Source organism: Chitinimonas koreensis, from assembly GCF_014353015.1.
Taxonomy (GTDB): domain Bacteria; phylum Pseudomonadota; class Gammaproteobacteria; order Burkholderiales; family Chitinimonadaceae; genus Chitinimonas; species Chitinimonas koreensis.
The window spans coordinates 3641466-3666801 of the sequence record NZ_CP060704.1; the positions used below are offsets into that span (position 1 = coordinate 3641466).

At 70.0% G+C, this 25336-nt stretch carries 22 protein-coding genes; 12 read left to right on the top strand and 10 right to left on the bottom strand.

What is annotated here, in order from left to right; genetic code table 11:
• Positions 1-66: 66 nt before the first annotated feature.
• The 3 genes from H9L41_RS15095 to H9L41_RS15105 form a co-directional block, all read right to left on the bottom strand.
• Entirely contained in the window at positions 67-1110 is a 1044-nt protein-coding gene (locus H9L41_RS15095) for an ABC transporter ATP-binding protein (protein ID WP_187523442.1), read from the bottom strand.
• On the bottom strand, positions 1107-2777 hold the full coding sequence (locus H9L41_RS15100; RefSeq protein ID WP_084299693.1) for an ABC transporter permease: 1671 nt from the start codon (positions 2775-2777) through the stop codon (positions 1107-1109). The genes H9L41_RS15095 and H9L41_RS15100 overlap by 4 nt, the downstream gene beginning before the upstream one ends.
• A 286-nt stretch (positions 2778-3063) precedes the next feature.
• The gene (locus H9L41_RS15105) at positions 3064-4056 is read right to left on the bottom strand and encodes a Fe(3+) ABC transporter substrate-binding protein (RefSeq protein WP_028444527.1); all 993 of its coding nucleotides are present in this window, start codon (positions 4054-4056) and stop codon (positions 3064-3066) included.
• 158 nt (positions 4057-4214) lie between these two features.
• Here H9L41_RS15105 and H9L41_RS15110 point away from each other — a divergent pair, with 158 nt between their 5' ends.
• Together H9L41_RS15110 and H9L41_RS15115 are read left to right on the top strand one after the other, a co-directional pair.
• Complete coding sequence (locus H9L41_RS15110) at positions 4215-5201, top strand: recombination-associated protein RdgC (protein WP_187523443.1); 987 nt, start codon at positions 4215-4217, stop codon at positions 5199-5201.
• A gap of 164 nt (positions 5202-5365) precedes the next feature.
• On the top strand, positions 5366-6271 hold the full coding sequence (locus tag H9L41_RS15115) for a hydroxymethylglutaryl-CoA lyase (protein WP_028444529.1): 906 nt from the start codon (positions 5366-5368) through the stop codon (positions 6269-6271).
• Here the strand turns inward: H9L41_RS15115 and H9L41_RS15120 are convergent.
• The gene (locus tag H9L41_RS15120) at positions 6263-6424 is read right to left on the bottom strand and encodes a hypothetical protein (protein ID WP_157461783.1); all 162 of its coding nucleotides are present in this window, start codon (positions 6422-6424) and stop codon (positions 6263-6265) included. The genes H9L41_RS15115 and H9L41_RS15120 overlap by 9 nt on opposite strands.
• Positions 6425-6554: 130 nt before the next feature.
• Positions 6555-7070, bottom strand: coding sequence for an RNA 2',3'-cyclic phosphodiesterase (gene thpR / locus H9L41_RS15125; RefSeq protein ID WP_051318637.1), 516 nt, complete (start codon positions 7068-7070; stop codon positions 6555-6557).
• 330 nt (positions 7071-7400) lie between these two features.
• Between thpR and H9L41_RS25815 the strand changes: the two genes are divergently transcribed.
• Together H9L41_RS25815 and H9L41_RS25820 are read left to right on the top strand one after the other, a co-directional pair.
• A complete protein-coding gene (locus tag H9L41_RS25815; protein WP_308419523.1) occupies positions 7401-8147 on the top strand; it encodes a TRAM domain-containing protein in 747 nt (248 codons plus the stop codon).
• A gap of 29 nt (positions 8148-8176) precedes the next feature.
• Complete coding sequence (locus tag H9L41_RS25820; RefSeq protein ID WP_308419670.1) at positions 8177-8719, top strand: methyltransferase domain-containing protein; 543 nt, start codon at positions 8177-8179, stop codon at positions 8717-8719.
• 104 nt (positions 8720-8823) lie between these two features.
• On the opposite strand, the gene folB is transcribed toward H9L41_RS25820, so the two are convergent.
• Positions 8824-9183 carry a dihydroneopterin aldolase gene (gene folB, locus H9L41_RS15135; protein ID WP_028444531.1) on the bottom strand — a complete coding sequence of 120 codons (360 nt, stop codon included), beginning with the start codon at positions 9181-9183 and terminating at the stop codon, positions 8824-8826.
• 109 nt (positions 9184-9292) lie between these two features.
• Between folB and plsY the strand changes: the two genes are divergently transcribed.
• Positions 9293-9916: a glycerol-3-phosphate 1-O-acyltransferase PlsY gene (plsY, locus tag H9L41_RS15140; protein ID WP_034605867.1), complete on the top strand. Its 624-nt coding sequence runs from the start codon at positions 9293-9295 to the stop codon at positions 9914-9916.
• 67 nt (positions 9917-9983) lie between these two features.
• Here the strand turns inward: plsY and H9L41_RS15145 are convergent, their stop codons facing one another.
• Together H9L41_RS15145 and H9L41_RS15150 are read right to left on the bottom strand one after the other, a co-directional pair.
• Entirely contained in the window at positions 9984-11030 is a 1047-nt protein-coding gene (locus H9L41_RS15145) for a phospholipase A (protein WP_028444533.1), read from the bottom strand.
• 84 nt (positions 11031-11114) lie between these two features.
• Positions 11115-12053 (bottom strand): hypothetical protein, encoded by a 939-nt coding sequence (locus tag H9L41_RS15150; protein ID WP_028444534.1) that lies wholly within the window; start codon positions 12051-12053, stop codon positions 11115-11117.
• 139 nt (positions 12054-12192) lie between these two features.
• Here H9L41_RS15150 and H9L41_RS15155 point away from each other — a divergent pair, with 139 nt between their 5' ends.
• The 7 genes from H9L41_RS15155 to H9L41_RS15185 all read left to right on the top strand — a co-directional run bounded on the left by H9L41_RS15155 (position 12193) and on the right by H9L41_RS15185 (position 21984).
• Positions 12193-12483, top strand: coding sequence for a PA0049 family protein (locus tag H9L41_RS15155; RefSeq protein ID WP_187523444.1), 291 nt, complete (start codon positions 12193-12195; stop codon positions 12481-12483).
• Positions 12405-13367 (top strand): PA0049 C-terminal domain-containing protein, encoded by a 963-nt coding sequence (locus H9L41_RS15160; RefSeq protein ID WP_187523445.1) that lies wholly within the window; start codon positions 12405-12407, stop codon positions 13365-13367. The genes H9L41_RS15155 and H9L41_RS15160 overlap by 79 nt, the downstream gene beginning before the upstream one ends.
• Before the next feature lie 221 nt (positions 13368-13588).
• Positions 13589-16378: an ImpA family metalloprotease gene (locus H9L41_RS15165; RefSeq protein ID WP_051318638.1), complete on the top strand. Its 2790-nt coding sequence runs from the start codon at positions 13589-13591 to the stop codon at positions 16376-16378.
• Between the two features lie 530 nt (positions 16379-16908).
• A complete protein-coding gene (locus H9L41_RS15170; protein WP_028444537.1) occupies positions 16909-17655 on the top strand; it encodes an endonuclease/exonuclease/phosphatase family protein in 747 nt (248 codons plus the stop codon).
• Positions 17655-17894, top strand: a complete 240-nt coding sequence (locus H9L41_RS15175; protein WP_028444538.1) for a hypothetical protein — start codon at positions 17655-17657, stop codon at positions 17892-17894. Before H9L41_RS15170 ends, H9L41_RS15175 begins: the two co-directional genes overlap by 1 nt.
• Positions 17875-19044, top strand: coding sequence for a cardiolipin synthase ClsB (gene clsB, locus H9L41_RS15180; RefSeq protein WP_028444539.1), 1170 nt, complete (start codon positions 17875-17877; stop codon positions 19042-19044). The genes H9L41_RS15175 and clsB overlap by 20 nt, the downstream gene beginning before the upstream one ends.
• Positions 19045-19272: 228 nt before the next feature.
• The gene (locus H9L41_RS15185; protein WP_028444540.1) at positions 19273-21984 is read left to right on the top strand and encodes a TonB-dependent receptor; all 2712 of its coding nucleotides are present in this window, start codon (positions 19273-19275) and stop codon (positions 21982-21984) included.
• Positions 21985-22148: 164 nt separating this feature from the next.
• Here H9L41_RS15185 and H9L41_RS15190 read toward each other — a convergent pair whose 3' ends face one another.
• Positions 22149-23456, bottom strand: coding sequence for a sigma-54-dependent transcriptional regulator (locus H9L41_RS15190; RefSeq protein WP_028444541.1), 1308 nt, complete (start codon positions 23454-23456; stop codon positions 22149-22151).
• A gap of 22 nt (positions 23457-23478) precedes the next feature.
• The gene (locus tag H9L41_RS15195) at positions 23479-25320 is read right to left on the bottom strand and encodes a sensor histidine kinase (RefSeq protein WP_034605869.1); all 1842 of its coding nucleotides are present in this window, start codon (positions 25318-25320) and stop codon (positions 23479-23481) included.
• Positions 25321-25336 lie beyond the last annotated feature (16 nt).

The following is a 25336-nucleotide window of genomic DNA, read 5'->3' on the forward strand; positions in this document are numbered from 1 at the left end:
CCCCGCCTCGCACGCAATACAGCCGCCGGCTCCCACCGGCGGCTGTTTGCATTCAAGGACCGGCGATCAGACGAAGGCGATGACGTGGTCGATCTCGAGCCGGATGCCGATGGCCTCGCCGATCGCATGGTCGTGATGGCTCGGCACCAGGCTCAGCACCGTCGCGCCCGAGGGCAGCGCCAGCGTGTAGAGGAACTGGGCGCCGCGGAAGGCCTTCTTGACCACCCGCGCACGCAGGCCGCTGGCATCGTCGTGCAGGATGTCGTCGGGCCGCAGCAGCACCTGCATCGCCCGGCCCGGCGCATGTTCCCGCGCGCCATGGCAACTGCGTCGGCCCAGTTCGAATTCGAGCTCGCCCGGCGCCACCACGCGTGCATCGAGAAAGGCGCCCTCGCCGACGAAATCGGCGACGAAGCGGCTGGCCGGCTCGTGGTAGAGCGCATAGGCGCGGTCCCACTGGCACAGCCGGCCGCCTTGCATCACGCCGATGCGGTCGGCCAGCGCGAAGGCCTCGTGCTGGTCGTGGGTGACCAGCAGCGCGGTGGTGCCGCGCGCCTTGAGGATGTCGCGCACCTCGTGCGACAGCCGCTCGCGCAATTCCACGTCGAGATTCGAGAACGGCTCGTCGAGCAGCAGCAGCCGCGGCGACGGCGCCAGCGCGCGCGCCAGCGCCACGCGCTGCTGCTGGCCGCCCGACAAGGCATGGGTGTAGTCGTCGGCATGGCCGGCCAGGCCGACCACGTCGAGCAGCTCGGCGACGCGGCGCTCGCGCTCGGCGCGCGGCAGCTTGCCCAGGCCGAAGGCGACGTTGCCGCGCACCGTCAGGTGCGGGAACAGCGCGTAGTCCTGGAACACCATGCCGATGCCGCGCCGCTGCGGCGGCCACTGCGCCTCCGCGCTGGCGACCAGGTCGGCGCCGAGGCGGATGCGGCCGGCGCGGATCGGCTCGAAGCCGGCGATCGCGCGCAGCGCCGTGGTCTTGCCGCAGCCGGACGGGCCGAGCAGGCAGCCGATCTCGCCGGCGGCAAGGCCGAAGGACAGCGACTCGAGCACCGTGCGCTCGCCATAGGCGACGCCGACCTGGTCGAGCGCCAGCAGAATCTCGCTCACGAACGTTTCTCCGTTTCCCGTGCCAGCAGGATCACCGGGACCAGGCCGGCCAGCACGATGGCCAGCGAGGGCAGCGCAGCCATTTCCCACTGCCCCTCGCTGGTCATCTCGAATACCCGTACCGCCAGCGTGTCCCAGCCGAACGGCCGGGTCATCAGCGTGATCGGCATTTCCTTCATCACATCGACGAACACCATCAGCGCCGCGGTGAACAGGCCGCCGCGCAGCATCGGCAGGTGGATGCGGCGCAGGATCGCACGACGGCCCAGGCCCATCGAGGCAGCCGCTTCCTCCTGGCTCGCGGTGATGCGCTGCATGGCCGACTGGGTGGGCTCGAAGGCCACCGCCAGGAAGCGCGCCGAGTAGGCCAGCAGCATCACCGCCAGCGTGCCCTGCAGGATCTGCGTCGGCTGGCCCAGGCCGAGCGCGCGCACTGCATCCATCAGCCGGTTGTCGAGCCAGGCGATCGGGATGAACACGCCGACCGCCAGCACCGTGCCCGGCACCGCGTAGCCCAGCGTGGCCAGCCGCGCCGCCAGCCGGCTGGCCAGGTCGCCGCGCCGACGCACCGCGTAGGCCAGGCCGACGGCCAGCAATACCAGGCCCAGCGCCGCGCTGGCCGACAGCAGCAACGAGCGGCCGACGAAGCCGAGGTAGCGCAGATCGAGCTGCTCGGCCGCCACGCTGCGCGCCCATAGCAGCAACTGCAGCAGCGGCACGAAGAATGCCAGCGCCAGCACCAGCAGGCAGGCGACGACCGCCAGCGCGCTGCGCCAGCCGGCCAGCCGATCGGGCCGCGCCTGGCCGCCGCGGCCGGCGGCGGTATAGCGCTTGTCGCCGCGCACGCGCTGCTCGAACAGCGCCAGCGCCAGCACCGCCAGCACCAGCAGCGAAGCGAGCTGCGAAGCGGCCTTGAGGTTGAACAGCGCGAACCAGGCCTTGTAGATGGCGGTGGTGAATGTGTCGTAGTTGAAGGTGGCCACCGTGCCGAAATCGGCCAGGCATTCCATCAGCGCCAGCGTCAGGCCGCCGACCAGCCAGGGCCGCGCCATCGGCAGCGCCACCCGCCAGAATCCCTGCCGCCGGCTCAGGCCGAGCGACTGCGCCGCCTCGAGCGCGCGATGGCCCTGGGTCAGGAAGGCGTTGCGCGCCAGCAGGTAGACGTAGGGATAGAGCGCGAAGGTCAGCGTCAGGATCACGCCGCCGCGCGCGCGGATGTCGGGGAACCAGCGCGAATCGCCGAACCAGTCGCGCAGCAGCGTCTGCAGCGGGCCGGTGAAGTCGTACAGGCCGATCTGCACGAAGGCCAGCACATAGGCCGGCATGGCCAGCGGCAGCGCCAGCATCCAGGCGAAATGGCGGCGGCCGGGGAAGTCGTAGACGGCGGTCAGCCAGGCCAGCGACACGCCGAGCACCAGCGTGCCGACCGCCACGCCGGCGATCAGCCAGGCGGTGTTGGCCAAGAGGCGCGGCAGCACGTACTCGCCGAGGTGGGCCCAGATGTCGGTCTGCGGCTCGAGCAGGCTCAGCAGCACCACCGCCAGCGGCACCAGCGTGATGGCCGCGATCGCCCAGGCCAGCGCCGGCTCGCCCAGGTGCAGGCGGCCGCGCCGCCAGGCCGGCGGCGATTTCGGGGTGGTCAGCGAAGAGGCGATGTCGGAGGGCATATGAACGGCAAGGCCGACGAACGCGCGCAGCGCTCGTCGGCTTGGATGAGTTCGACCTGTCAGTAGCTCAAGGATGTGATCCGCATGCGGTTGAAAGCACCACTCTGGGGCGAAGCGAGGCTCCCCCTGGACCACCCCACAAAGTCTTCGACTTTGCGGGGATCCCAGCGGCGGCGAGGGCGGGGGAGTCGGAGTGAATCAAGGGAGCGCCAGCGATCGAGCGCTTACTTCCCTTGAGCGCCCGGCTCCGCCGATCGATCCCCGCAAATGCACGGACAACAGGCACTCAACGGTAGCCGGCGCGATCCATCAACTTGACCGCGGCGGCCTGCAGTTCACCGGCCTTGGCCACGTTGATGTAGTCGTGCTTGAAATCGCCCCAGGCGGCGACCTTCGGGTCGGGCTGGACGCGCGGGTTGACCGGGTATTCCATGTTCTGGTCGGCGTACAGGCGCTGCGCCTTCTCGCTTGACAGCCATTCGAGCAGCTTGACCGCTCCCTTCTCGTTCTTGGCATGGCGCGTCACGCCGGCGCCCGAGATGTTGACGTGCACGCCGCTGGTCTGCTGGTTGGGCCAGAACACGCCGATCGGCAGCTTCGGGTCCTTGTCGACCAGCCGACCGAAGTAATAGGTGTTGGCGATGCCGACGTCGCACTGCCCGGCCGCCATGGCCTTGAGCATCATGGTGTCGTCGGAGAACGGATCGGCCGCCAGGTTGGCGACCCAGCCGCGCACGACCTGCTCGGTCTTGGCCTCGCCCAGACGCACGATCATGGTGCCGACCAGCGACTGGTTGTAGACCTTCTTCGAGGTGCGCAGGCACAGCCGGTTCTTCCACTTCGGGCTGGCCAGGTCCTCGTAGGTCGACAATTCGCCCGGCTTGACCCGGTTCTTGTTGAAGAACACGGTGCGGGCACGCACCGACAGGCCGTACCAGGCGCCGGCCGGATCGCGCAGGTGCGGCGGCACGTTGGCGTCGAGCAGCGCCGACTTGATCGGCTTGAGCAGGCCCTGCTGCTCGGCCTGCCACAGGTTGCCGGCGTCGACCGTCAGCAGGATGTCGGCCGGCGTATTGGCGCCCTCGGCCTTGAGCCGCTCCATCAGCGGGCCTTCCTGGCCGGTGACGAAGCGCACCTGCACCCCGGTATCGCGCGTGAAGGCGTCGAACAGCGGCTTGATCAGGGCTTCGATACGGGCCGAATAGACGGTCACTTCCTCGGCCAGGGCCGGCAGCGCGGCGGCCAGCACGGTGGCGAGCAGAAGGGGGCGGAACTTCATCGGGACGACTCCGGCAGTGGCGAAACGAAGCCTTGATTGTCGCATGAATGAGAATCCCTATCAAAGACGCCGGCGTCGCGGCGCAACCGGCCGCGCCGGACCGGCGACGGATCGACTACAATCCGCGCCCATTCCCCCGCTTCACCGGAACACCCGCCATGTGGTTCAAGAATCTCCAGCCCTATCGCATCACCGACCTCGCCAAGATCGACCTCGCCACGCTCGACGCCGAGCTGAAGAAGCGCAGCTTCGTGCCGGCCGGCTCGCTCGACCGGCTGACGGCCGGCTGGATCGCGCCGGCGGCGCACGCGCCCGACATCTTCGCCTACGCCAATTCGGGCGCCGTGCTGATCGCCCTCAAGACCGAGGAAAAGCTGCTGCCCTCGAGCGTGGTCAAGGAAGCCGCCGAGGAGCGCATCGCCGACATCGAGTCCAAGGAATTGCGCAAGGTCGGCAAGAAGGAAGCCAAGGAGATCCGCGAGCGCATCGCCGAGGAATTGCTGCCGCGCGCCTTCTCGCGCTCGCGCGTGCTGCGCGCGCTGATCGATCCCGAGGCCGGCTGGATCTGGGTCGACAGCGCCACGCCGGCCAAGGCCGAGCTGCTGGTGCAGTTCCTGCGCGAGACGCTGGGTTCGCTGCCGACCAAGCTGGCGCAGACCCAGCTCGATCCGGTCACCGCCATGAGCACCTGGCTCGACCACAATGCGCCGAGCAATTTCACCATCGACGCCGACTGCGTGCTGAAGGCGCCCGGCGAAGGCGGCGCCCAGGTCACCTGCCGCCGCCACGACCTGAATTCCGACGAGGTGAAGCTGCACCTCAAGAGCGGCAAGATGGTGGTGCAGCTGGCGCTGTCGTGGGACGACCGCATCGCCTTCGTGCTGACCGAGAAGCTGCAGATCAAGCGCCTGCAATTCCTCGACCTGCTGCAGGACCAGCTGAAGGAATCGGACGCCGAGGACGCCGCCGCGCTGTTCGACACCAGCCTGACGCTGCTGGTGCTCGAAGGCCGTGGCCTGCTGGCCGCGGTGATCGAGGCGCTCGGCGGAGAAATGGGCGAAGTCGGCGCCCCGGTCGCAGCCCCCGCGCCGGCCCCGCAGGCCAAGCCCGAAGCGAGCGAAGGCAAGGTCGACGTACCCTGGTGAGCGCAAGGCCGCGATCCTGACGGACGCGGCCTTTTTGCCGGCACTTGAATTACGTTTACGTTAGCGTCACATATGAACTGCCGACTATGCTTGAGGTCGGCATCGCAACCACCGCGACGGGCATTCCGGCCCAGCGCATCCGAACCCCAGGCAGGAGACAGGCAATGGCATTCCCCACCCAGGTCAAGATCGTCGAAGTCGGCCCGCGCGACGGCCTGCAGAACGAGAAGACGCCGGTCGGCACCGAGGTCAAGCTGGCCTTCATCGACCAGCTCGCCGACGCCGGCCTGCAGGTGATCGAGGCCACGGCTTTCGTCTCGCCCAAGTGGGTGCCGCAGATGGCCGACCATGCCGAGGTGATGCGCGGGCTGCGGCGCCGCGCCGGCGTGCGCTACCCGGTGCTGGTGCCGAACATGAAGGGCTACGAGGCCGCGCGCGCGGCCGGCGCCGACGAGATCGCGGTGTTCGCCGCCGCCTCCGAGGCGTTCTCGCAGAAGAACATCAATTGCTCGATCGCCGAGAGCCTCGAGCGCTTCGAGCCGGTGCTGGCCGCCGCCCGCGCCGACGGCGTGGCCGTGCGCGGCTACGTTTCCTGCGTGCTGGGCTGCCCCTACCAGGGCGAGGTGCCGCTGGCCGACGTGGTGCGGGTCGCCAAGGCGCTGTACGAGATGGGCTGCTACGAGGTTTCGCTCGGCGACACCATCGGCGTCGGCACGCCGGCCAAGGCGCGCGCGATGATCGAGGCGGTGGCGCAGGCGGTGCCGGTCGAGCGGCTGGCGGCGCACTTCCACGACACCTGGGGCCAGGCGCTGGCGAATCTCTACGCGGTGCTGGAGATGGGTGTGGCGACGGTCGACAGCTCGGCGGCCGGACTGGGCGGCTGCCCGTATGCCAAGGGCGCCAGCGGCAATGTCGCGACGGAAGACGTGGTGTATCTGCTGAACGGTCTCGGCATCGAGACCGGGGTGGATCTGGAAAAACTGGCCGCAGCCGGGCGTTACATCAACGCCCAGCTGGGCCGGGCGCCGGCGTCGAAGGCGGCGACGGCGCTGGCGGCCAAGCTAGCCTAAGCGAGCCCTTTCCTCGCGCAGCGCTTCGTCGACGGTCAACAGGCGAAGCGCCACTTCGCGCCGCGGTGCTTCGTGCTGCGGCTGCGCTTGCTCTGCCGGTTCCTGCCAGGCGATGTCCTGCTCGCCCGAGGCCATGTCAAAGACGGTGATCATCCCACTACCCTCCTGTGCCCGAGGCACACACTGATCAATCGGCCTTGACTCGAATATCGGTACATTCGGATAAAACTTCAATAGCCGGCCGCTCCGGCACGACAAAAAGTCGGACCGGCGCGACAGGAGGTCAGGCCGGGAAGCGCTGGCGCAGCCGGTAGTCCGGGCCGGCCGGCCCCGGCATCGACTCGATCAGCTCGAAGCCGTCGGCGCTCCAGTCGAGCGACGGCGCCGGCGGCAGCTGCAAGGGGCGGCCGGCCTGGCGCAGCAGCGTGAGGTGCGGCCGGAACGGCCGGCGGTCGTAGGCGATGCCGGCGCGGTCGAGCCGGCTGCGGATCTCGGCCACCAGCGCCGCCAGCCCGGCCGGCGTGCCGTGCGGACCGATCCAGCCGATGCCCGGCGCCCAGTGGCCGAAGCGCGTCAGGCGCAGCCGCAGATCGGGCATGGCGATCGACTCGAGCGCATGGCAGATGTCCGGCACGCGCTCGAGCGGCGTATCGCCGAGGAAGCACAGCGTCAGATGCAGCGTGGCCGGCTTCAGCCGGCGGCCGCCGCAGGCCGCGTGCAGCGTCTGCGAGGCATCGGCCAGTCGCGCGCGCAGCGCCTCGTCGGGCCAGAGCGCCAGGAAGAGTCGCAGTCCGTCCATCGCCCGCCCTCCTGTGGATAAGTCCATTGATCGATCGGACACCGCGCCGGCATCCACAGATCCCATCATCCGCAAACCGCCCAGATTCAACGCCGATAAAGGGTCATGCCGACCGGCGAGGCGACGGACGGCATGACAACAGATTTGCAATCAGCATAAATCGCGCTATAACTGGCATCAGTTCGAACCGAACACGCTCTCCCTCGAAGGCGGCTCCGCGCCGCCTGACTTACAGGCCGACGCCACCCCTTTGCGTCGGCCTCATTTTTTGTGCCGGGCGGCTGCAAGCACTTATAATCGCGGGCTTTTTTCCCCGATCGCCTGGCCGCCATGACCGAACCCCGCCGCAATCCCGTCGCCATCATCGAATCGCTCGACTTCGAGGGCCACGGCGTCGCCCACGTCGACGGCAAGACCGTGTTCATCGACGGCGCCCTGCCCTTCGAGCGCGTCGAATATTCGAGCTACCGCAAGAAGCCCGGCTTCGAGAACGCCCAGGCGGTCGCGATCCTGCGCGAAAGCTTCATGCGCGTGCGGCCCAAGTGCCAGCACTTCGGCGTGTGCGGCGGCTGCTCGATGCAGCACGTCGACGCCAGCGCCCAGGTGGCGGCCAAGCAACGCGTGCTCGAGGACAACCTGAACCGCATCGGCAACGTGCGCGCCCAGACGCTGCTGGCGCCGATCTACGGCCCGACCTGGGGCTACCGCCACCGCGCCCGGCTGTCGGCGCGCTACGTGGCCAAGAAGGGCACGGTGCTGGTCGGTTTCCACGAGAAGCGCTCGAGCTTCATCGCCGACATGCAGTCGTGCGAGATCCTGCCGAAGAAGATTTCCGACCTCCTGCTGCCGCTGCGCGAGCTGGTGATGAACCTGTCGATCCGCGAGCGCATGCCGCAGGTCGAGCTGGCGGTCGGCGACGCGGTCGACGTGCTGGTGCTGCGCGTGATGGAACCCCTGACGCCGGCCGACGAGGAGCTGGTGCGCGCCTTCGCCGACCGTCACGCGGTGCAGTTCTGGCTGCAGCCCAAGGGCCGGAGACCGCCTACCCCTTCCACCCGCTCGACGCGCCGGCGCTGACCTACAGCCTGCCGGAATTCGACGTGGTGATGCCGTACAAGCCGACCGAATTCACCCAGGTGAACCCGCACATCAACCGCGTGCTGGTCGGCCGGGCGCTGCGGCTGCTCGATCCGCAGCCGGGCGAGCGGGTGGCCGACCTGTTCTGCGGCCTCGGCAACTTCACGCTGCCGATCGCCCGCCTGGGCGCCAGCGTGCTCGGCATCGAGGGCAGCAAGCAGCTGGTCGAGCGCGCGCGCGAAGGCGCGCTGAAGAACGGCCTGGCCGAGCGTACCGAATTCCAGGTCGCCAACCTGTTCGAGATGACCGAGGAGATCATGGCCGGCCTCGGCCACTTCGACCGCATGCTGATCGACCCGCCGCGCGACGGCGCGATGGAGGTGTGCAAGTCGATCTCGGCCGAGCACGGCCCCAGGCGCATCGTCTACGTCAGCTGCAACCCGGCCACGCTGGCGCGCGACGCCAACGTGCTGGTGCACGTGAAGGGCTACACGCTGAAGGCGGCCGGGGTGGTGAACATGTTCCCGCATACCGGCCACGTCGAATCGATGGCCTGGTTCGAGAAGGAATGACGGTGCGGCCGGCATGGCCGCACCGCCATGCCGGACCGGAAATGAAAAACGCTCGCTTTCCAGCGAGCGTTTTTTCGTTCGGGCGGCCCTGCGGCCGGGACGGTTCAGCCGCCGCGATGGCCGCGTTCGACCGTGACGCCGACGCGGCCGACCTCGTGCAGGATGCCGAGCTTGGTCACCGAGACGCGGATCCACGGCGCGCCGAAGGCGCCCATCAGGTCCTGCGCGATATGCTCGGCCAGCCGCTCCAGCAGCAGGAAGTGCTGCTCGGCCAGCACCCCGCGCAGGCGGTCGACCACTTCGGCGTAGTTGATGGTGTCGGCCAGGTCGTCGGTCTGGCAGGCGCGGGCGCTGGGAATGCCCAGCTCAAGGTCGATCTCGACCACTTGCGGCGCGACGCGCTCCCAGTCGTACACGCCGATCAGCGTGCGGGCCTTCACGCCATGTAGGTAGATGATGTCCATGCGGGCGGGGGATTTCGATGCGCCCCGGTGCTCCAGCGCTTGCTTGCTAGAGCCGGGAGCCGCATACGGCTTAGAATTCGAGGCTGTCCATTGTAGTGGAAATCGCCGCATGCCGTCCTACACCCTGCCGCTGGCCCTCACGATCGCCGCCTACCTGGTCGGATCGCTGTCCTTCGCCGTGATCGTGAGCCGTGCCCTGAAGATGGCCGATCCGCGCTCCTACGGCTCGGGCAATCCCGGCGCCACCAACGTGCTGCGCTCCGGCAAGAAGAAGGCCGCCGTGATGACCCTGCTCGGCGACACGCTCAAGGGCGTGCTGATCGTGGCGCTGGCGCGGCTGGCCGGGCTCGACGACGTCTGGCTGGCGGCGGTGGCGCTGGCGGTGGTGGTCGGCCATATGTGGCCGCTGTTCTTCGGCTTCAAGGGCGGCAAGGGCGTGGCGACCGCCGCCGGCGTGCTGTTCGTGCTCGACTGGCGGCTCGGCCTCGCCGTGCTGGCGGCCTGGCTGCTGGTGGCGGCTGCCACCCGCATCTCCTCGCTGGCGGCGATCCTGGCGGCGGTCGCCGCGCCGATCGCCTGCCACCTGCTCAATCCCGACCGGCCGGCGCTGTTCGGCGCGGTACTGGCGATCGCGGCGCTGCTGATCCAGCGCCACAAGCGCAATCTGGTGAACCTGCTCAGCGGGCGCGAAGGCAAGATCGGAGAGCGGGCGGGGAAACAGCCGCAGGAATGAATCCCAGCACAAAGCCCGGCCGAAGCCGGGCTTTGTCGCATTCGCCGTCCGGCGGCTCCCGCCCGGCTCAATCGCCTTCGGCCAGCGACAGTCCGATGCCGAGGTAATTGCCGCGGTGGTTGTAGTCGATCAGGCTCTCGCCGTAGCCGCTGAACCACTGCAGATGCGCACGCAGCTTGCCGTTCTCGGGCAGCAGCGGGAAGGCCCAGTCGGCCCGCAGCGAGCCGTGCGAACGCTCGCCGCCGCGCAGCGAATGGCGCACGGCCAGCGACAGCCACTGCCGGTCGAAGCGCCGCACCAGCGCCAGTTCGCCGCGGCCGACGTAGTCGGAGATGTCCGGGTTGTCGTCCGAATGCCCCTCGCTGGCGCGCCACCACGGCCGCAGCATCAGCGTCCAGTCGCCCTTCTCCAGCCCCACGCCCATGGTCAGCCGGTTCCAGCTGCGCGACAGCGGCAGCGAGCGGCCGTTGGACTGGTGGTTGAAACCGAACGACAGCAGCCGGCCCTGCCAGCCCAGCAGGTCGTAGTCGGTGCGGAACACCAGCATGCCCTCGGGCTCGTAGTTGGTCTCGCGGAACGGCCGCGAGGTCTGGCCGTCGTAGAGCTGCCAGCGCGAGTTCTGGGTGTAGGCCAGCCACAGGTCGCCGTTGCCGTCGAACAGGCCGTCGATCACCTTGGTCTTGAGGCTGATCTGGAACTTGGCGTCGGTGCGCTGCAGCGACAGGCCGTCGCTGACCGTGCGGTCCGGCGCCGGGCTGCCCGGGTGGCCGTTGGGCCGCGTGGTGTAGAACAGCGGCAGCAGGTAGTTGGAGCGGTAGGCGTGCATCGAGAAGGTGTCGCTGCGGTCGGCCGTGCCCATCTCCCAGCTGCGGTCGAGCCAGCCCGGCTTGATGGTCACCGCGTCGGGCCGCGCCGCCACCACCTGGACCGGCGGCGGCGGTTCGGCCACCACCGCCGGCTCGCCGGCGCGGGCCACCGCCTGGGTCGCCAGCGCGTCGTAGCAGGCGAGCCGCGCCGCGGCGGCCTCGATGGCGCGGCATTGCGCCAGGTCCGGCGGCCCGGCCGCCATCGCGCCGGCGCTCAGCAGCGCCAGCACACCCATTTTCTTGTCCAAATTCTTGCCCTCCAACGCATGCGGCCGGCTTGGAGCCGGCCGCGTACCGCGCAGTTCATGCCGCGGCGGAAAATCGACGCGCCGCTAACCGCGGTCGCGATCCTTGTTGAGCTTGCCCGACAGCTTGTCGAGCACGCCGGGCACCAGCCGCTCGGCGAAGCCGAACACGAAGCACCACACCGCCAGCTTGACCAGCTCGCGCTCGCCGGCCGGCTGCGGCCAGCCGAGCTCGAGGCCGGCCGTGCCGAGGCCGACGATCGAGAACTGCGGCAACAGCGCGCTGTTGAGGCCACCGTCGAGCAGGTGGCCGAGCAGGCCGCTGGCCAGGAGGCCATAGCCGATCCAGGCGAACACGCCGCCGAACAGCATGGCCTGCACCAGCGTGTCCTGGCCGACGTCGAGCGCGCACAGGTTGCCGAAGGCGGTGCCGCGGCTGCTCTCGCCGGGCCGGGTGGCGCTGCCCGACTGGATGCGGCGGGCGATGCTGACGTAGGCGCCGGTGACGCCGAGCCAGCCGGCCAGCGCCAGCACGCCGACGCCGCCCCAGCCCAGCAGCACCGTGACCCATCCCAGCAGCAGCGCGGCCACGCTGACCGCCAGCCAGGTCTCGACCAGGCGGCGGCGCAGGCGCCAGCCCTCCTGCTCGAGCAGCAGGTTCTTGCGGAACACCCACTGCCGTTCCGATTGCAGATTGAGCGCCCAGGCGCGCAGGCGTTCCGCGTAATCGTCCTCGTCCGGCAGCGGCCGCGGCGACGGCGGCCTGGCGAAGATCTCGCCGAGCACCGCCGCGCGCTGCTCGAGCTGGTACAGCGGCATCAGCTGCAGCACCCACAGTTCGAGCGTGAACAGCTGGCGCCAGTCGAGCTCGTCGCACTGCTCGGCCAGCGCGCGCGCCTCCTGGTAGCGCGGCTGGGCGGCGACCTCGGGCGGCAGCGCGCGGAAGTCGGCCACCACCTGGTCGACGTAGGGGCCGCCCACGGCGCGCACCTGGGCGAGCGGGCGGTAGGGACGCACGGCTGACATGTCTGCTCCTCGTCTGTTCTGGTCTTTTGCCGGGCCGGGCAGGCGCCGGGTGCGCAAGCATCGCGGCTGCCGCCGGCGTTTGCAAGCCGGCCGGCACGGCGGCGACAATCCGGGCTTCCCCTTTTGCCGGAGCACCGCCATGAGCCCTTCCCTGCCCTTGCTGCTGGCCGCCGCCCTCGCCCTGCCCGCCCGCGCGACGGTGGAAGAGGAGCGCCTGCCGCGCGCCGCGGCCGCCATGCCGGCGGTGATCGACGCCTTCGCCGGCCTGGTCGGCGACTTCGGCCACGACTGGTCGAAGGCGCGCGACGCCCGCGAGGCGCAGGCGCTGGCGCGCGAATACGGCCGCCGGCTATGGCTCGGCGCCAAGGCCGGCATCCGCCAGCGCGGCGACTTCGACGACCGGCCGCTGTACTGGGCCGGCTGGCGCTGACCCGCACGCTGCGCGAGCAGCCGCCCGGCTTCCCGATCTTCGCCGCCGACCGCGCCGCCGCGCTCGATGCGCTCGAGCAGGCCAGCCGCGGCATGGACGAGGTCGATTTCGGCGCCGACCGCAAGACCCTGCGCATCCTGGTCACCGGCTTCGACCCTTTCCTGCTCGACCGCAACCTCGACCAGAGCAATCCCTCGGGCGTGAACGCGCTGCTGCTCGACGGCGAGGAGATCGAGTTCGACGGCCGCCGCGCCCGCATCGAGACAGCGATGTTCCCGGTGCGCTACGCCGACTTCGACGCCGGCATGGTCGAGCGCCTGCTCTCGCCCTGGATGCGCGGCAAGAACGGCAAGCCGCAGGTCGACCTGGTGGCCACCGTCAGCATGGGCCGCACCGGGTTCGACCTCGAACGCTTCCCCGGCCGGCGCCGCTCGACCGAAGCGCGCGTGCCGGACAATCTGAACGTGCCGTCCGGCGCCAGCCGCGACGACCCGCGGCCGCCGCTGCTCGACGGCCGACCGATCGACGGGCCCGAATTCGTCGAATTCTCGCTGCCGGCGGCCGCCATGCTGGCGGTGCAGGCGCCCTACCGGGTCAACGACAACCGCCAGGTAACGGTCGTGCCCGATACCCAGCTCAGCGCCGACAGCCTGGCCGCGCTGCGCGGCAAGATCGCGGTCGAGGGCAGCGGCGGCGGCTACCTCAGCAACGAGATCTCCTACCGCAGCGTGCGCCTGCGCGATGCGCTCGGCGTCGCCAGGCTGCCGGTCGGCCATATCCATACGCCGGCGATCAAGGCGTTCGAGCCGGACAAGACCGCCAGGATCGTGGACCAGCTGCGCGCGCTGCTCGGCGCAGCCGCGGCGACGCTGCCGCAGCGCTGACCCGCTTATCCACACCCGGCGGCAGGCGCCGCCGCCCGCCATGGCCGAGCCGGATCGCGGCCGAGCTCCCGACCGCCCATCGTCTGGCCGACCTTGGGCAGCCCGGAAATATGACCACAGCATTCATGCAATGCTAATATTCGCCGCCCGCGACGGCCCAGCCGGTGCCCGCCGCGGCCGAGGCCCGTGCGGACGGGCCCGACAACAAGGGATAAGAAAACATGCGGCAACACCTGCTCACCGCGCTGCTGGTCGCGGCGCTGGCCGGCTGCGGCGGCGGTGGCGGAGACAGCGGCGGCTCGACGCCCGGCTCCGGCACCACCCCGACGCCCACCCCGCGGCCCAGCCCCACTCCGACGCCAACCCCGACACCGACCCCGACGCCCACGCCGACCCCGACGCCGGCCGACCCGATCGCCGCCGCGCTGATCAGCGGCGATCCGGCCGGCCTCAGCGACCCGGCCGCCATCGCGATCCGCGCGCAGAGCCACGCCCAGAGCCTCGAAACCAGCCAGCAGACGCGGCTGGGCAAGCTCGCCAGCGGCGTGGTGCTCGATTACCAGCCGACACGCAACAGCCAGTGGATCTCGCCCGCCAACGCCGAGACCGCCCAGCCCTTCATCGTCGGCGACAAGGGCCGCCAGCTGGCCAGCATCAGCATCGCCGAGGGCGGCCGCGCGGCCGGCTACGGCGTCAACGTGATCGATCAGTTCCGCAGCGGCAGCAACACCGCCCACATGCCGGCCTTCAAGCGCCTGGTGGGCTGGCTGGCGCTCGGCGACCGGCTCGACGAGGCGCTGCCCTCGCCGCTGGCGGTAGCCTGGGCCGGCTTCGACAAGGCGCGCGCCGCCGAGGGCATGGCCCGCGCCGGCATCGCGGTGAACAGCCTGGGCTGCGACCCGGTGGCCAGCCTCGATTGCGGCATGGGCGCGCAACTGGTGGTGGTGAACAGCGAAGTGGCGATGTCGGCCCAGCTGGGCGGCACCATCCGCAGCTATCTGCGCGCCGGCAAGCCGGTGCTCTACCTGCACACCAATACGTGGGGCGACAGCGACTCGGGCCGCGCCATGCTGGGCGCCATGGGCCTGGAGCTCGGCCCCTACGCCGGCAACTACTTCGACCAGGATGCCGTCGGCGCCGGCCGCGGCGCAGCCGCCAACCTGGCCGCCGGCTCGCAGCTCGGCGCGGTGCTGCCGCTGCTGAACCGGATCGCCAAGGGCACGCTGCGCAGCGACTACGACTGGAGCCGCTGCACCAGCAACGTCGGCTCGACCAACTGCGACGCGGTGCCCGGCCTGCAGGCCGAGCTGATCAAGCCGGTCGAGGCGCTGCGCCAGCAGTTCGACAGCTACAACCGCGCCGGCCGCGACCTGTTCGCCAGCCCCGATACCACGCTGCTGCGCCTCTTGGCGCTGTGGGCCGACGTCACCCGCCGCAAGCTGCACTACCCGCTCGACAAGACCACCGCGCCGGTCGCCTTCCAGCAGGCCGCCGCGGCCGATGCCTGGGTCGGCTACGTGCGCAAGATCGGCGGCAGCCAGCCCGACCTCGGCAGCTTCCAGGGCACCGGCGCCCAGTCGCTGACGACCAGCACGGCGGACGAAAGCCTGACCGTCACGCTGCCGGCCGCCAGCGGCTTCACCGCGCTGGGCCGCTTCGCCGTACCGGGCAAGCCGCTGCGCGTCGAGCTGACTTCGGGCAGCGCCAGCGTCGCGCTGCGCTTCAATACCCAGCGCGGCGGCTCGACCCGGCTGTGGAACCCGTCGCAGTACGACCGGCCGCGCTACCTGGCCAGCCCGGCCGTGACGCTGACCAAGGGCAGCGCGATCGACCTGGTCACGCCCTACGGCGGCACGCTGCAGCTGGAGTACAGCGGCGCCAACGCCGGCGACAAGGTGACGCTGAAGATCCGCGGCGTGGCGCGCCATCCCTTCCTCGACCTGACCAACGGCGGCGACAAGGCGGCCTTCGTGCAGGCGCTGAACGCCGGCGGCTTCGACTGGGCCGAGATTAAGACCGCCGGGGCCGAGATCCACAGCCGCGTCGACCTGATGAAGAAGGTGCTCAAGGACGACTACGACAACGACCTGGACCGCTACTTCGCCGAGCTCAAGGAGCTGTTCTTCGAGGACGCCTACCAGTTCGCCGGCTTCCCGGTGGCCGGCAAGAGCCTCGGCGCCGGCGTGCAGGCGGTCTGCGCCAGCGAGCAGTGGAACTGCACCGACGCCGCGATCCACCGCGCGCCGGGCGTGCAGCACATCAACGTCGACCGCTACGCCGCCTGCGGCGCCGGCTGCTCGGGCAATCCCTACGACCAGACCTGGGGCCTGTCGCCGCGCGGCTGGGGCGAGAGCCACGAGCTGGGCCACAACCTGCAGGCCTTCCGCGTCTATGACGACCGCAGCGGCGAGGTGTCGAACAATATGTTCCCGCTGCACAAGAACTGGCGGATCTTCCGCAGCGAAGGCGTCAAGCTGTCGGACGACCGGGTGCGCTACCAGTCGGCCTTCAACCTGATCAAGCAGGGCCGCGCCAAGGCCGACCCGATCGGCGGCGTCTACGACACGCTGTGGGCCGACGGCGGCTACGCGGTGCAGAACGGCGAGCGCATGGCCTTCTACACCCAGTGGGCGCACTACTGGCAGGAGCGCACCGGCAAGCCCGAGCAGGCCTGGGACATCGTCACCCTGCTCTACCTGCACAAGCGGCTGTTCGACAACGGCGACTGGGCGACCTACAAGGCGCGGCTCGGCTACGGCAGCTACGCCGAGAAGCCGTCGATGAGCAGCAACGACGCGCTGCTGGTGGCGCTGTCGTGGATCACCAAGCGCGACCAGCGGGCGATGTTCGACCTGTGGGGCGTGCGCTACGGCGCGGCGGCCGCGAACCAGGTTGCGGCCTTCGGCTTCGCGGCGCAGCCGGCGGTGTTCTATGCCAATACCGGCACCAATGATTACAGCAGCGTGCGCAAGGTGGACATGACGGTGGCCAGTCCGGCCTGGCCGTTCTGAGGGCCGGGTTGCGCTTCACGCCTCCGCGTGGAGTGAGAAGGTAGTGCGGGCGCCCGGCAAAGCCGGGCGCTTGCCATTGTGTGAGTACTCGGCCACCGACCCTCCCCTGTTTCATCCCACCGCCCCGCCCTCGCCGCCCCGGGGTCCCGCCAAGTCGGGGACTTTGCGGGGTGGGCCAGAGGGAGCCTCGCTGACGCGCGTCAGCATGAGGCGGGACGTGCAGCATCTACTCGGCCATCGGCCCGATTGCCCACCAGTGAACAATTGCGGCCTGAGCCCCTTCCTTGAATGATGCGGGCGCCGATAAGCCGCTCTCCCGCGCGCGGGAGAGCGGTTGGGGTGAGGGCCGGCGGATCAAACCATTGCCCTCACCGGCCCTGCAGCCGTCAAGCCTGCCGTTCGATAAGCTCTGCACGCCGCAGCCACCCTCAATCAGGCTCGCAGGAATCTCTACAATCAAAGCGACGCAACCGCCGGAATCTTGCCGCTCCCAGCCCGGTCGTACCTCGAAAGCGCCCGGAAGACCCGCCATGGAACACACGCTCAAGATCGCCACCTACAACATCCACAAGGGCATGTCGGCCTTCAACCGCCGCCACGTGCTGCCCGCGCTCAAGCAGGCGCTGGGCGGGCTCACCGCCGACCTGGTATTCCTGCAGGAGGTGCAGGGCGAGCACCGCCACCGCGCCGGCCGCCATGCCGACTGGCCGTCCCAGCCGCAGCACGCCTTCCTCGCCGGCGACCACCACCACGTCTACGGCCGCAACGCCGACTACCGCAGCGGCCACCACGGCAATGCGCTGCTGAGCCGCTATCCGATCGAGCACTGGCACAACCACGACCTGAGCCTCAACCCGTTCGAGCGGCGCGGCCTCCTGCACGGCCGGATCGCGCTACCCGAGCGCGACACACCGCTGCATGCGCTGTGCGTGCACCTGAACCTGCGCGCCGCCGACCGGCGCCAGCAACTGGCCGCGCTGGCCGACTATGCCAAGGCGCACATCCCGGCCGAAGCCGCGCTGATCGTGGCCGGCGACTTCAACGACTGGCGCCAGGAGGCCTGCGGCTACCTGCAGGACACGCTCGGTCTGCGCGAGGCCTTCCACACCGCCCACGGCCGGCTCGCCGCCAGCTTCCCGGCGCGCATGCCGATCCTGACCCTGGACCGCATCTACCTGCGCGGCTTCTCGGTCCAGCAGGCGCAGGTGCACGTCGGGCCGGGCTGGCAGGGCCTGTCCGACCACGCGCCGCTGTCCGCCATCGTCAGGGCCCACTGATGCAGGACAAGCGCGGCAAACTGCTCGACGCCCCGTTCGACTACCTGGCCTGCAAGAACGGCAGCGTGCAGCTGCGCCAGCACGGCCGGGTGGTGAAGACGCTGTCCGGCCGCGAGGCCGCGCGCTTCCTGGCGCGCGCCGCCGGGCTCGACGCGGCGGCGCTGCAATTGCTGCTGGCGCGCGAGACCGGCCAATTCAAGTTCGGCAACGAGAAAGCGCATGCGCTGGCGCGACGGTAACGCGCTGACCCTGCTGCGCAACGGCGCCGAATACTTCCCGGCGCTGCTGGCCGCCATCGACGCGGCGCGGGCCGAGATCCTGCTCGAAAGCTATCTGTACGAGGCCGATGCGACCGGCCGGCTGGTATCGGCGCGGCTGATGCGAGCGGCGCGGCGCGGGGTGAAAGTCTCGCTGCTGCTCGACGGCTTCGGCGCGCGCGACCTGCCGGCCCACCTGGTCCGCGCCTTCGAGCGCGCCGGCGTGCGGCTGCTGCTGTTCCGGCCCGAGACGCGCAGCTTCTTGCCCAGCCTGCGGCGCCAGCGACTGCGCCGCATGCATCGCAAGCTGGCGGTGATCGACGGCGAGATCGGTTTCGCCGGCGGCATCAACGTGATCGACGACCTCAACGACCCCGGCGCCCAGGTGCCGCGCTACGACTACGCGGTGCGCGTGCTCGGCCCGCTGGTGGCCGACCTGCGCGACGCCATGGCGATCCAGTGGCGCCATACCTGCTGGACCCAGTTGAAGCAGGACTGGTCGCACCTGCCCAAGCATTTCCCGGCGCCGGCGCGGCAGGGCGAGATGGCGGCGCGGCTGGCGCGGCGCGACAACCTGCGCCATCGCCGCGACATCGAGCACAGCTACCTGGCCGCGATCGCGCAGGCGCGCCACGAGATCGTGCTGGCCAACGCCTACTTCCTGCCCGGCCTGACGCTGCGGCGCGCGCTGCTGGCGGCGGCCCGGCGCGGCGTGCGGGTGGTGATCGTGCTGCAGGGGCAGATCGACCAGCCGCTGCTGCACTACGCCACCCGCGTGCTGTACCGGCCGCTGCTGACCGCCGGGGTCGAGATCCACGAATACGTGGCCGGCTTCATGCACGCCAAGGTGGCGGTGGTGGACAGCCATTGGCTGACCGTCGGCTCGTCCAATATCGACCCGTTCAGCCTGCTCACCGCGCGCGAGGCCAACGTCGAGGCGCGCAACCTGCAGCTGGCGGCCGAGCTGCGCGCCGATCTGCAAAGCCGGATCGACAGCCATTCGATCGCGGTGACCCACACCACGCTGAACACCGGCCCGTGGTGGCGCCGCGCCCTGCCCTGGCTGGCCTACCAGCTGGTGCGCGGCCTGCTCGGCCTGACCGGCTACGGCCGGCAGGAGTACCGCGAGTAATCCTCGATGCCTTGGCTCGGCCTTCGGCTCACGGCCATGGATTGGCCGTAACAGCCTTGTACAGCCCATGCCTATTCATTTGTCACATTACAGACACAGTCAATTACCCATTTGGCCTAATTGATTCGCATATATTCGTAAACGTCAGTAGCCTCCGGCCTCCCCACGCATTTACATCTATTTACATCGTGGGCGATGGATTCGAATCACCACTCGGAGTGCTACACCATGACTTTGCCCCGTGCCCTGCGGCTCACCCCTCTCGCCGCGGCCGTCGCCGTCTTCGGCCAGGTCGCGCTCGCGGCCGACGCCGATCCGTCCGCTGAACGCATCACGGTCACCGGCTCCAACATCAAGCGCATCGCCAAGGAAGGCCCGGCGCCGGTCCAGGTGATCTCGCGCCAGGACATCGACAAGAGCGGCGTCGCCACGGTGGCCGACCTGCTGCGCAACCTGCCGGCCAACGCGACCGGCAACTACAACGAGACCTTCACCAACAGCTTCTCGCCCGGCTCGTCGGCCATCTCGCTGCGCGGCCTGGGCTCCAAGTCGACGCTGACCCTGCTCAACGGCCGCCGCCTGGCCAACTACGGCTTCGCGCAGAACCTGCAGGAGACCTCGGTCGACCTCAACAGCATCCCGCAGGAAGCGGTCGAGCGGATCGAGATCCTCAAGGACGGCGCCTCGGCCATCTACGGCGCCGACGCGATCGCCGGCGTGGTGAACATCATCCTGCGCAAGGACTACACCGGCCTGCAACTGACCGCCAAGGCCGGCGGCACCACCGAAGGCGGCGCCGAAGAATACGGTGCCTCGATCGCCGGCGGCTTCGGCTCGCTGACCGAGAACCGCTTCAACGCGATGGGCGTGCTGCAGGTGTTCAAGCGCGAGAAGCTGATGTACAGCGACCGCAACGACATCTACAACGACGGCGATGCGCGCGAGCTGGTACCGGGCTCGACCGTGAACTGGTCGTCGTTCAGCGAGTACCCGACCTACCGCAAGCTGTCGAGCGCCGACACCATCTTCGCCGGCTCGACCCGCCCGGCCGCCAACTGCCCGGCCGACCGCATCATCGTGCTGCCCGGCGGCTCCGCGCCGGTCTGCTACACCGACCTGACGCCCTACGGCGTGCTGATCCCCTCGACCGAACGCGTCGGCTTCACCGGCCGCGCGGTGTTCGCACTGAGCGAAGACACCCAGCTGTTCGCCGAGGCGCTGTTCAACCGCAACACCACCGACACCCCCGGCGCACCGCCGACCTGGGGCGCCTCGACCACCTTCTCCAGCAGCGGCGCCAGGCCGTTCCCGCTGACGCTGCCGGTCGGCCACCCGAACAACCCGTACAACCGTCCGGTCGGCCTGAGCTACCGCTTCACCGATATCGGCACCAGCGACTCGACCGTCAAGGCTGACCTGTACCGCCTGCTGGTCGGCGTCAAGGGCAGCTTCCACGACTGGGACTGGGAAGTCGCCGCGCTCGACTCCAAGGGCAAGACCGAGCGGACCCAGGTCAACCTGCTGTCGGTCAGCGGCCTGACCCAGGTGCTGAACGACCGCAGCTACGACTTCCTCGACCACAGCAAGAACACCGCCGCGGTGCTGAACCGCATCCGCGCCAACACCGTGCGCACCGCCGACACCACCTTCCGCCAGGTCGACGCCAAGGTCGCCGGCACGCTGACCGAGCTGCCGGCCGGCCCGCTGCAGCTCGCCGCCGGCGTCGAATTCCGCAAGGAGTCGCTCGACGACGTGTCGTCCGACAACCTGACCAAGTTCGACGTGCTGGGCCTGGGCTACACCACCAACAAGGCCGACCGCGACGCCAACTCGGTCTACGGCGAGCTGAACATCCCGGTGTTCAAGGACGCCGAAGTCCAGCTGGCCGTGCGCCGCGACGACTACGACGACTTCGGCAGCGCCACCACGCCCAAGGTCGCCTTCCGCTTCCAGCCGCTCCGCCAACTGCTGCTGCGCGGCAGCTATACCGAGGGCTTCCGCGCGCCGACCTTCGCCGAGAACGGCACCGGCGTGTCCTACTCGTTCCAGACCATCACCGACAAGCGCCGCTGCGACCTGACCCGCGTCGACCCGAACGACACGAGCAAGGGTTTCAAGATCGACCCGGTCACCGGCCGCCCGTACACCGCGGCGAACTATTGCCAGGGCGCCTCGATCAGCACCCAGATCGAGCCGAACCGCAACGTCAAGCCGGAGAAGTCGCGCAGCTACGCGCTCGGCTTCGTGTTCGAGCCGAACAGCAGCTTCAGCGCCGCGGTCGATTGGTACGACATCCAGCAACGCGACCTGATCATCCGCCCGGCCGGCAACGACGTGGTCAAGAAGGAGCTCGAAGGCAACGCCGACAAGGTGCTGCGCGACGTACCGACCGCCAACGACCAGATCCGCGGCATGCCCGGCCCGATCATCTTCGTCAAGCGCGTGTATGCCCAGCTCGACCAGAAGACCACGGTCAAGGGCATCGACCTGGACCTGAAGGGCCGCACCTCGGCCACCGCCTACGGCCGCTTCAGCGTCAGCTCGAACATCGGCTACACCATCTCGCGCAAGTCGCAGGACGAGCCGGGCGCCGAGCTGGAGTCGACCAACGGCGTCGACGGCAACCCGCGCATGCGCGCGCGCACCAGCTTCGGCTGGAGCCGCGGCGACGTGGACCTGACGCTGAGCCACAACTTCATCGACAACTGGCGCTATACCGAGCCGACGCTGGACACGGTCGAGCACGTGCCGTCGTGGAACACCTACGACCTGCAGGCCAACTACACGCTGTTCAAGAAGACCCGGCTCACCCTCGGCGCCAACAACGTCTTCGACAAGCAGGCGCCGCTGAACGCCAACGAAGGCACGATCCTGTACAACTACACGCTGTACGATCTGCGCGGCCGCTACGTCTACGGCTCGATCTCGCATCAGTTCTGATCGGCCGGGAAGCCGGACGGAGAGCGGCCCGCGCCGGTTTCCGTCCGGCTCGAATGCAAACAGGCTCCTGGAAACAGGAGCCTGTTTTTTTTGGTGCCGATCCCTTTAAGTCCCTTCTTTCGCGCCAACCGGGGCCAGCGTGACGGCCGCCATGGCCGCAGTCGCTACTCGCCGCCGCTCAAGCCGTATTTCTTCACCTTGTCGTACAGCGTCTTGCGCGGCAGGCCGAGCGCCTCGCTGGCGGCGCTGACCTGGCCGCCGGCGCGGTCGAGCGCGTCGACGATCAGGCTCTTCTCGAAACGCTCGAGCAGCGCCGGCAGGTTCAGCGGCGTCTGGCCGGCGGCCGGCTCCAGCAGGCCCAGCACGAAGCGGTCGGCCACGTTGCGCAGCTCGCGCACGTTGCCGGGCCAGGGCTGGGCCATCAGCTCGCGCAGGCGGCCGGCCTCGAGCAGCGGCGCCGGCCGGTTGTAGCGCAGCGCGGCCTGCAGCACGAAATGCTCGAACAGGAGCGGGATGTCCTCGCGCCGCTCGCGCAGAGGCGGCAGCACGATGCTGACCACGTTGAGCCGGTAGTAGAGGTCGGCGCGGAATTTCTGCCGGTCGGCCAGCTGGCGCAGATCGTCCTTGGTCGCCGCCACCACCCGGCAGTCGACCGGCACGCTGGCGTTGCCGCCGAGCCGCTCGATGGTGCGCTCCTGCAGCACGCGCAGCAGCTTCACCTGCAGCGCCAGCGGCATGCTTTCGAGCTCGTCGAGGAACAGCGTGCCGCCGTCGGCATGCTCGACCTTGCCGATGCGCCGCTTGGTGGCGCCGCTGAAGGCGCCGGCCTCGTGGCCGAAGATCTCGCTCTCGAACAGGCTCTCGGGCAGCGCGCCGCAGTTGAGCGCGACGAAGGGCCGCGCGGCTCGGCCGCTGCACTGGTGCAGGCAGCGCGCCACCAGCTCCTTGCCGCTGCCGGTCTCGCCCAGCACCAGCACGTCGGCGCCGGTATCGGCCACGTTGGCGATGGTGCGGCGCACCTGTTCGATCGCCTCGCTGCGGCCCAGCAGCAGGGCCTGGATGCCGTCGCGCCGCTCCAGCTCGCGCCGCAGCTGGCGGTTCTCCAGCACCAGCCGGCGCTTGTCCAGCGCGCGGCGCACCACCTCGACCAGTTGCTCGGACGAGAACGGCTTCTCGATGAAATCGTAGGCGCCGTCGCGCATCGCCTGCACCGCCATGGCGACGTCGCCGTGGCCGGTCACCAGCACCACCGGCAGCTCCGGGTCGAGCGCCGCGGCCCGGGCCAGCAGCTGCAGGCCGTCCATGCCCGGCATCCGCACGTCGCTGACCAGCACGCCGGCGAAGTCGCGGCCGAGCAGGCCAAGCGCCGCCTCGGCGCGGTCGAAGGCGGCGACCTCGAGGCCGGCCAGTTCCAGCGTCTGCGCGCTGGCGTGGCGGATCAGCGGTTCGTCGTCGATGAACAGGACTTGCATGGCGGCCTCGGGATGCGATGGATCAGCCTGCCGGCGCGGCGGGCAGCTCGATGGTGAAGCAGGCGCCGCCTTCGGCGCGGTTGGCGGCGCTCAGGCGGCCCTGGCAATCGCGCAGGATCGACAGCGAGATGGCGAGGCCGAGCCCCAGTCCTTCGCCGTCCTTGGTGGTGAAGAAGGGCTCGAACAGGCGGCCGAGCGCTTCGGCGGCGATGCCCGGGCCATTGTCGCAGACCTCGATGCGGACCCGCTCGCCCAGCGTGTCGACCCGCACCTCGATGCGCGGCGCGGCGATCTCGGCCACCGCGTCGAGCGCATTGCGCAGCAGGTTGATCAGCACCTGCTCGAGCCGCACCTGGTCGCCGAGCACCGCCACGCCCGGATCGGCCAGCGTCAGCTGCAGCGCCACCCGGCGGCGGGCGAAGCGGTCCTCCAGCAGCAGTCGGGCATTGGCCAGCGCCTGCGCGACCGGCACCGCCACGGCCGGCCGGTCGGCGCTGCGCTTACGGGCGAAGGCGCGCAGCTGGCCGGTGATCCGGCCCATGCGCTCGACCAGGCCGGCGATCATGCCGAGGTTGCCGCGCGCCTGTTCGGGGCGGCCGCGGTCGAGCAGGGTCACCGCGTTGTCGGCCAGCGTGCGCATGGCGGCCAGCGGCTGGTTCAGCTCGTGGGTGACGCCGGCCGCCATCTGGCCCAGCACCGCCAGCTTGGCGGCTTGCACCAGCTCGTCCTGGGCCGCGCGCAGCTCGGTCTCGGTGCGCTTGCGCTCGGCCACCTCGCGTTCGAGCGCGCGGTTGCTGTCGATCAGGTCGCGGGTGCGTTCGGCCACCTTGCGTTCCAGCTCGTCGTGGGCGCGCCGCAGCGCCTCGCCGGCCGCCAGGTTGTCGCGGATGCGGCGGCGGCGCTGGCGCCAGTACAGCAACAGCAGCCACAGCGCGATCAGGCCGAAGCCGGTGGCGACCAGGGCGTTGCGCACGGTCTGGCGCAGCGGCGCCAGGTCGGACAGCAGCAGCACGCGCCAGCCGTGGTCGTCGAGCGCGACCGTCTGCGCCAGCCAAGCGCTGCGGCCGCGGCCTTCGGGCAGCGCCACCACGCGCGCATCGGCATCGAGCGCGGACAGCTCGACCAGTCCCAGCGGACTGAAGCTGCGGCGGTCGTACTGGCTGGTCTGGCGGATGTAGTCGAGCGCCGGCGCGGCGACCGGCGCCAGGCTGCGCAGCTTCCAGGCCGGCACCGCCGAGAGGAAGGCGATGCCGGCGCGGTCGGCCACCAGCACGCGGTCGCCGGCGCGCTGCCAGCTGGTCTCGAGCGCATCGAGGCTGACCTTGGCCACCACCACGCCGGCCACGCCGCGCGCATCGAACACCGGCTGCGACAGGAAGTAGCCGGGCTGGCGGGTGGTGGCGCCGACGCCGTAGAAGCGGCCCGGCCGGCCGGCGCGCGCATCCTGGTAGTAGGGCCGGAAGGCGTAGTTGTTGCCGACATAGCTCTGCGGCGTATTCCAGTTGCTGGCGGCGATCGCCTCGCCGTGCGCATCGAGCAGGTAGAGCGCCGACGAGCGGGCGGAGCGGTTGACGGTCTCGAGGTAGCGGTTGACGCGCTCGCGCCGCGCGGCGTCCTGCGGCCGGGCCAGCAGGCCGGCCACGTCGTCGTTGATCGACAGCACGTAGGGCAGGTAGGCGTACTTGTCGACGGCGTTGCGCAGGCTGCCGACATAGACCTCGAGCCGGTGGCCGCCGGCCTGGCGGATGCGCGCCAGCTCGCTCTGCTCGGCCAGCCGCCCGGCCAGCCACAGCACGGCCGCGCCGGCCAGCAGCGCGGCCAGCCACCAGGGCATCCTGCGGGCCAGGCGGCGCGGTTCGGGCATGCGGAGGCGTCCGGTC

Coding starts and splice junctions, on each gene's coding strand:
- H9L41_RS15100 (WP_084299693.1), bottom strand. CDS start 2,777: ATGCCCTCCGACATCGCCTCTTCGCTGACCACCCCGAAATCGCCGCCG.
- H9L41_RS15105 (WP_028444527.1), bottom strand. CDS start 4,056: ATGAAGTTCCGCCCCCTTCTGCTCGCCACCGTGCTGGCCGCCGCGCTG.
- H9L41_RS15110 (WP_187523443.1), top strand. CDS start 4,215: ATGTGGTTCAAGAATCTCCAGCCCTATCGCATCACCGACCTCGCCAAG.
- H9L41_RS15115 (WP_028444529.1), top strand. CDS start 5,366: ATGGCATTCCCCACCCAGGTCAAGATCGTCGAAGTCGGCCCGCGCGAC.
- H9L41_RS15120 (WP_157461783.1), bottom strand. CDS start 6,424: ATGATCACCGTCTTTGACATGGCCTCGGGCGAGCAGGACATCGCCTGG.
- thpR (WP_051318637.1), bottom strand. CDS start 7,070: ATGGACGGACTGCGACTCTTCCTGGCGCTCTGGCCCGACGAGGCGCTG.
- H9L41_RS25815 (WP_308419523.1), top strand. CDS start 7,401: ATGACCGAACCCCGCCGCAATCCCGTCGCCATCATCGAATCGCTCGAC.
- H9L41_RS25820 (WP_308419670.1), top strand. CDS start 8,177: ATGCCGTACAAGCCGACCGAATTCACCCAGGTGAACCCGCACATCAAC.
- folB (WP_028444531.1), bottom strand. CDS start 9,183: ATGGACATCATCTACCTACATGGCGTGAAGGCCCGCACGCTGATCGGC.
- plsY (WP_034605867.1), top strand. CDS start 9,293: ATGCCGTCCTACACCCTGCCGCTGGCCCTCACGATCGCCGCCTACCTG.
- H9L41_RS15150 (WP_028444534.1), bottom strand. CDS start 12,053: ATGTCAGCCGTGCGTCCCTACCGCCCGCTCGCCCAGGTGCGCGCCGTG.
- H9L41_RS15155 (WP_187523444.1), top strand. CDS start 12,193: ATGAGCCCTTCCCTGCCCTTGCTGCTGGCCGCCGCCCTCGCCCTGCCC.
- H9L41_RS15160 (WP_187523445.1), top strand. CDS start 12,405: ATGGCTCGGCGCCAAGGCCGGCATCCGCCAGCGCGGCGACTTCGACGA.
- H9L41_RS15165 (WP_051318638.1), top strand. CDS start 13,589: ATGCGGCAACACCTGCTCACCGCGCTGCTGGTCGCGGCGCTGGCCGGC.
- H9L41_RS15170 (WP_028444537.1), top strand. CDS start 16,909: ATGGAACACACGCTCAAGATCGCCACCTACAACATCCACAAGGGCATG.
- H9L41_RS15175 (WP_028444538.1), top strand. CDS start 17,655: ATGCAGGACAAGCGCGGCAAACTGCTCGACGCCCCGTTCGACTACCTG.
- clsB (WP_028444539.1), top strand. CDS start 17,875: ATGCGCTGGCGCGACGGTAACGCGCTGACCCTGCTGCGCAACGGCGCC.
- H9L41_RS15185 (WP_028444540.1), top strand. CDS start 19,273: ATGACTTTGCCCCGTGCCCTGCGGCTCACCCCTCTCGCCGCGGCCGTC.
- H9L41_RS15190 (WP_028444541.1), bottom strand. CDS start 23,456: ATGCAAGTCCTGTTCATCGACGACGAACCGCTGATCCGCCACGCCAGC.
- H9L41_RS15195 (WP_034605869.1), bottom strand. CDS start 25,320: ATGCCCGAACCGCGCCGCCTGGCCCGCAGGATGCCCTGGTGGCTGGCC.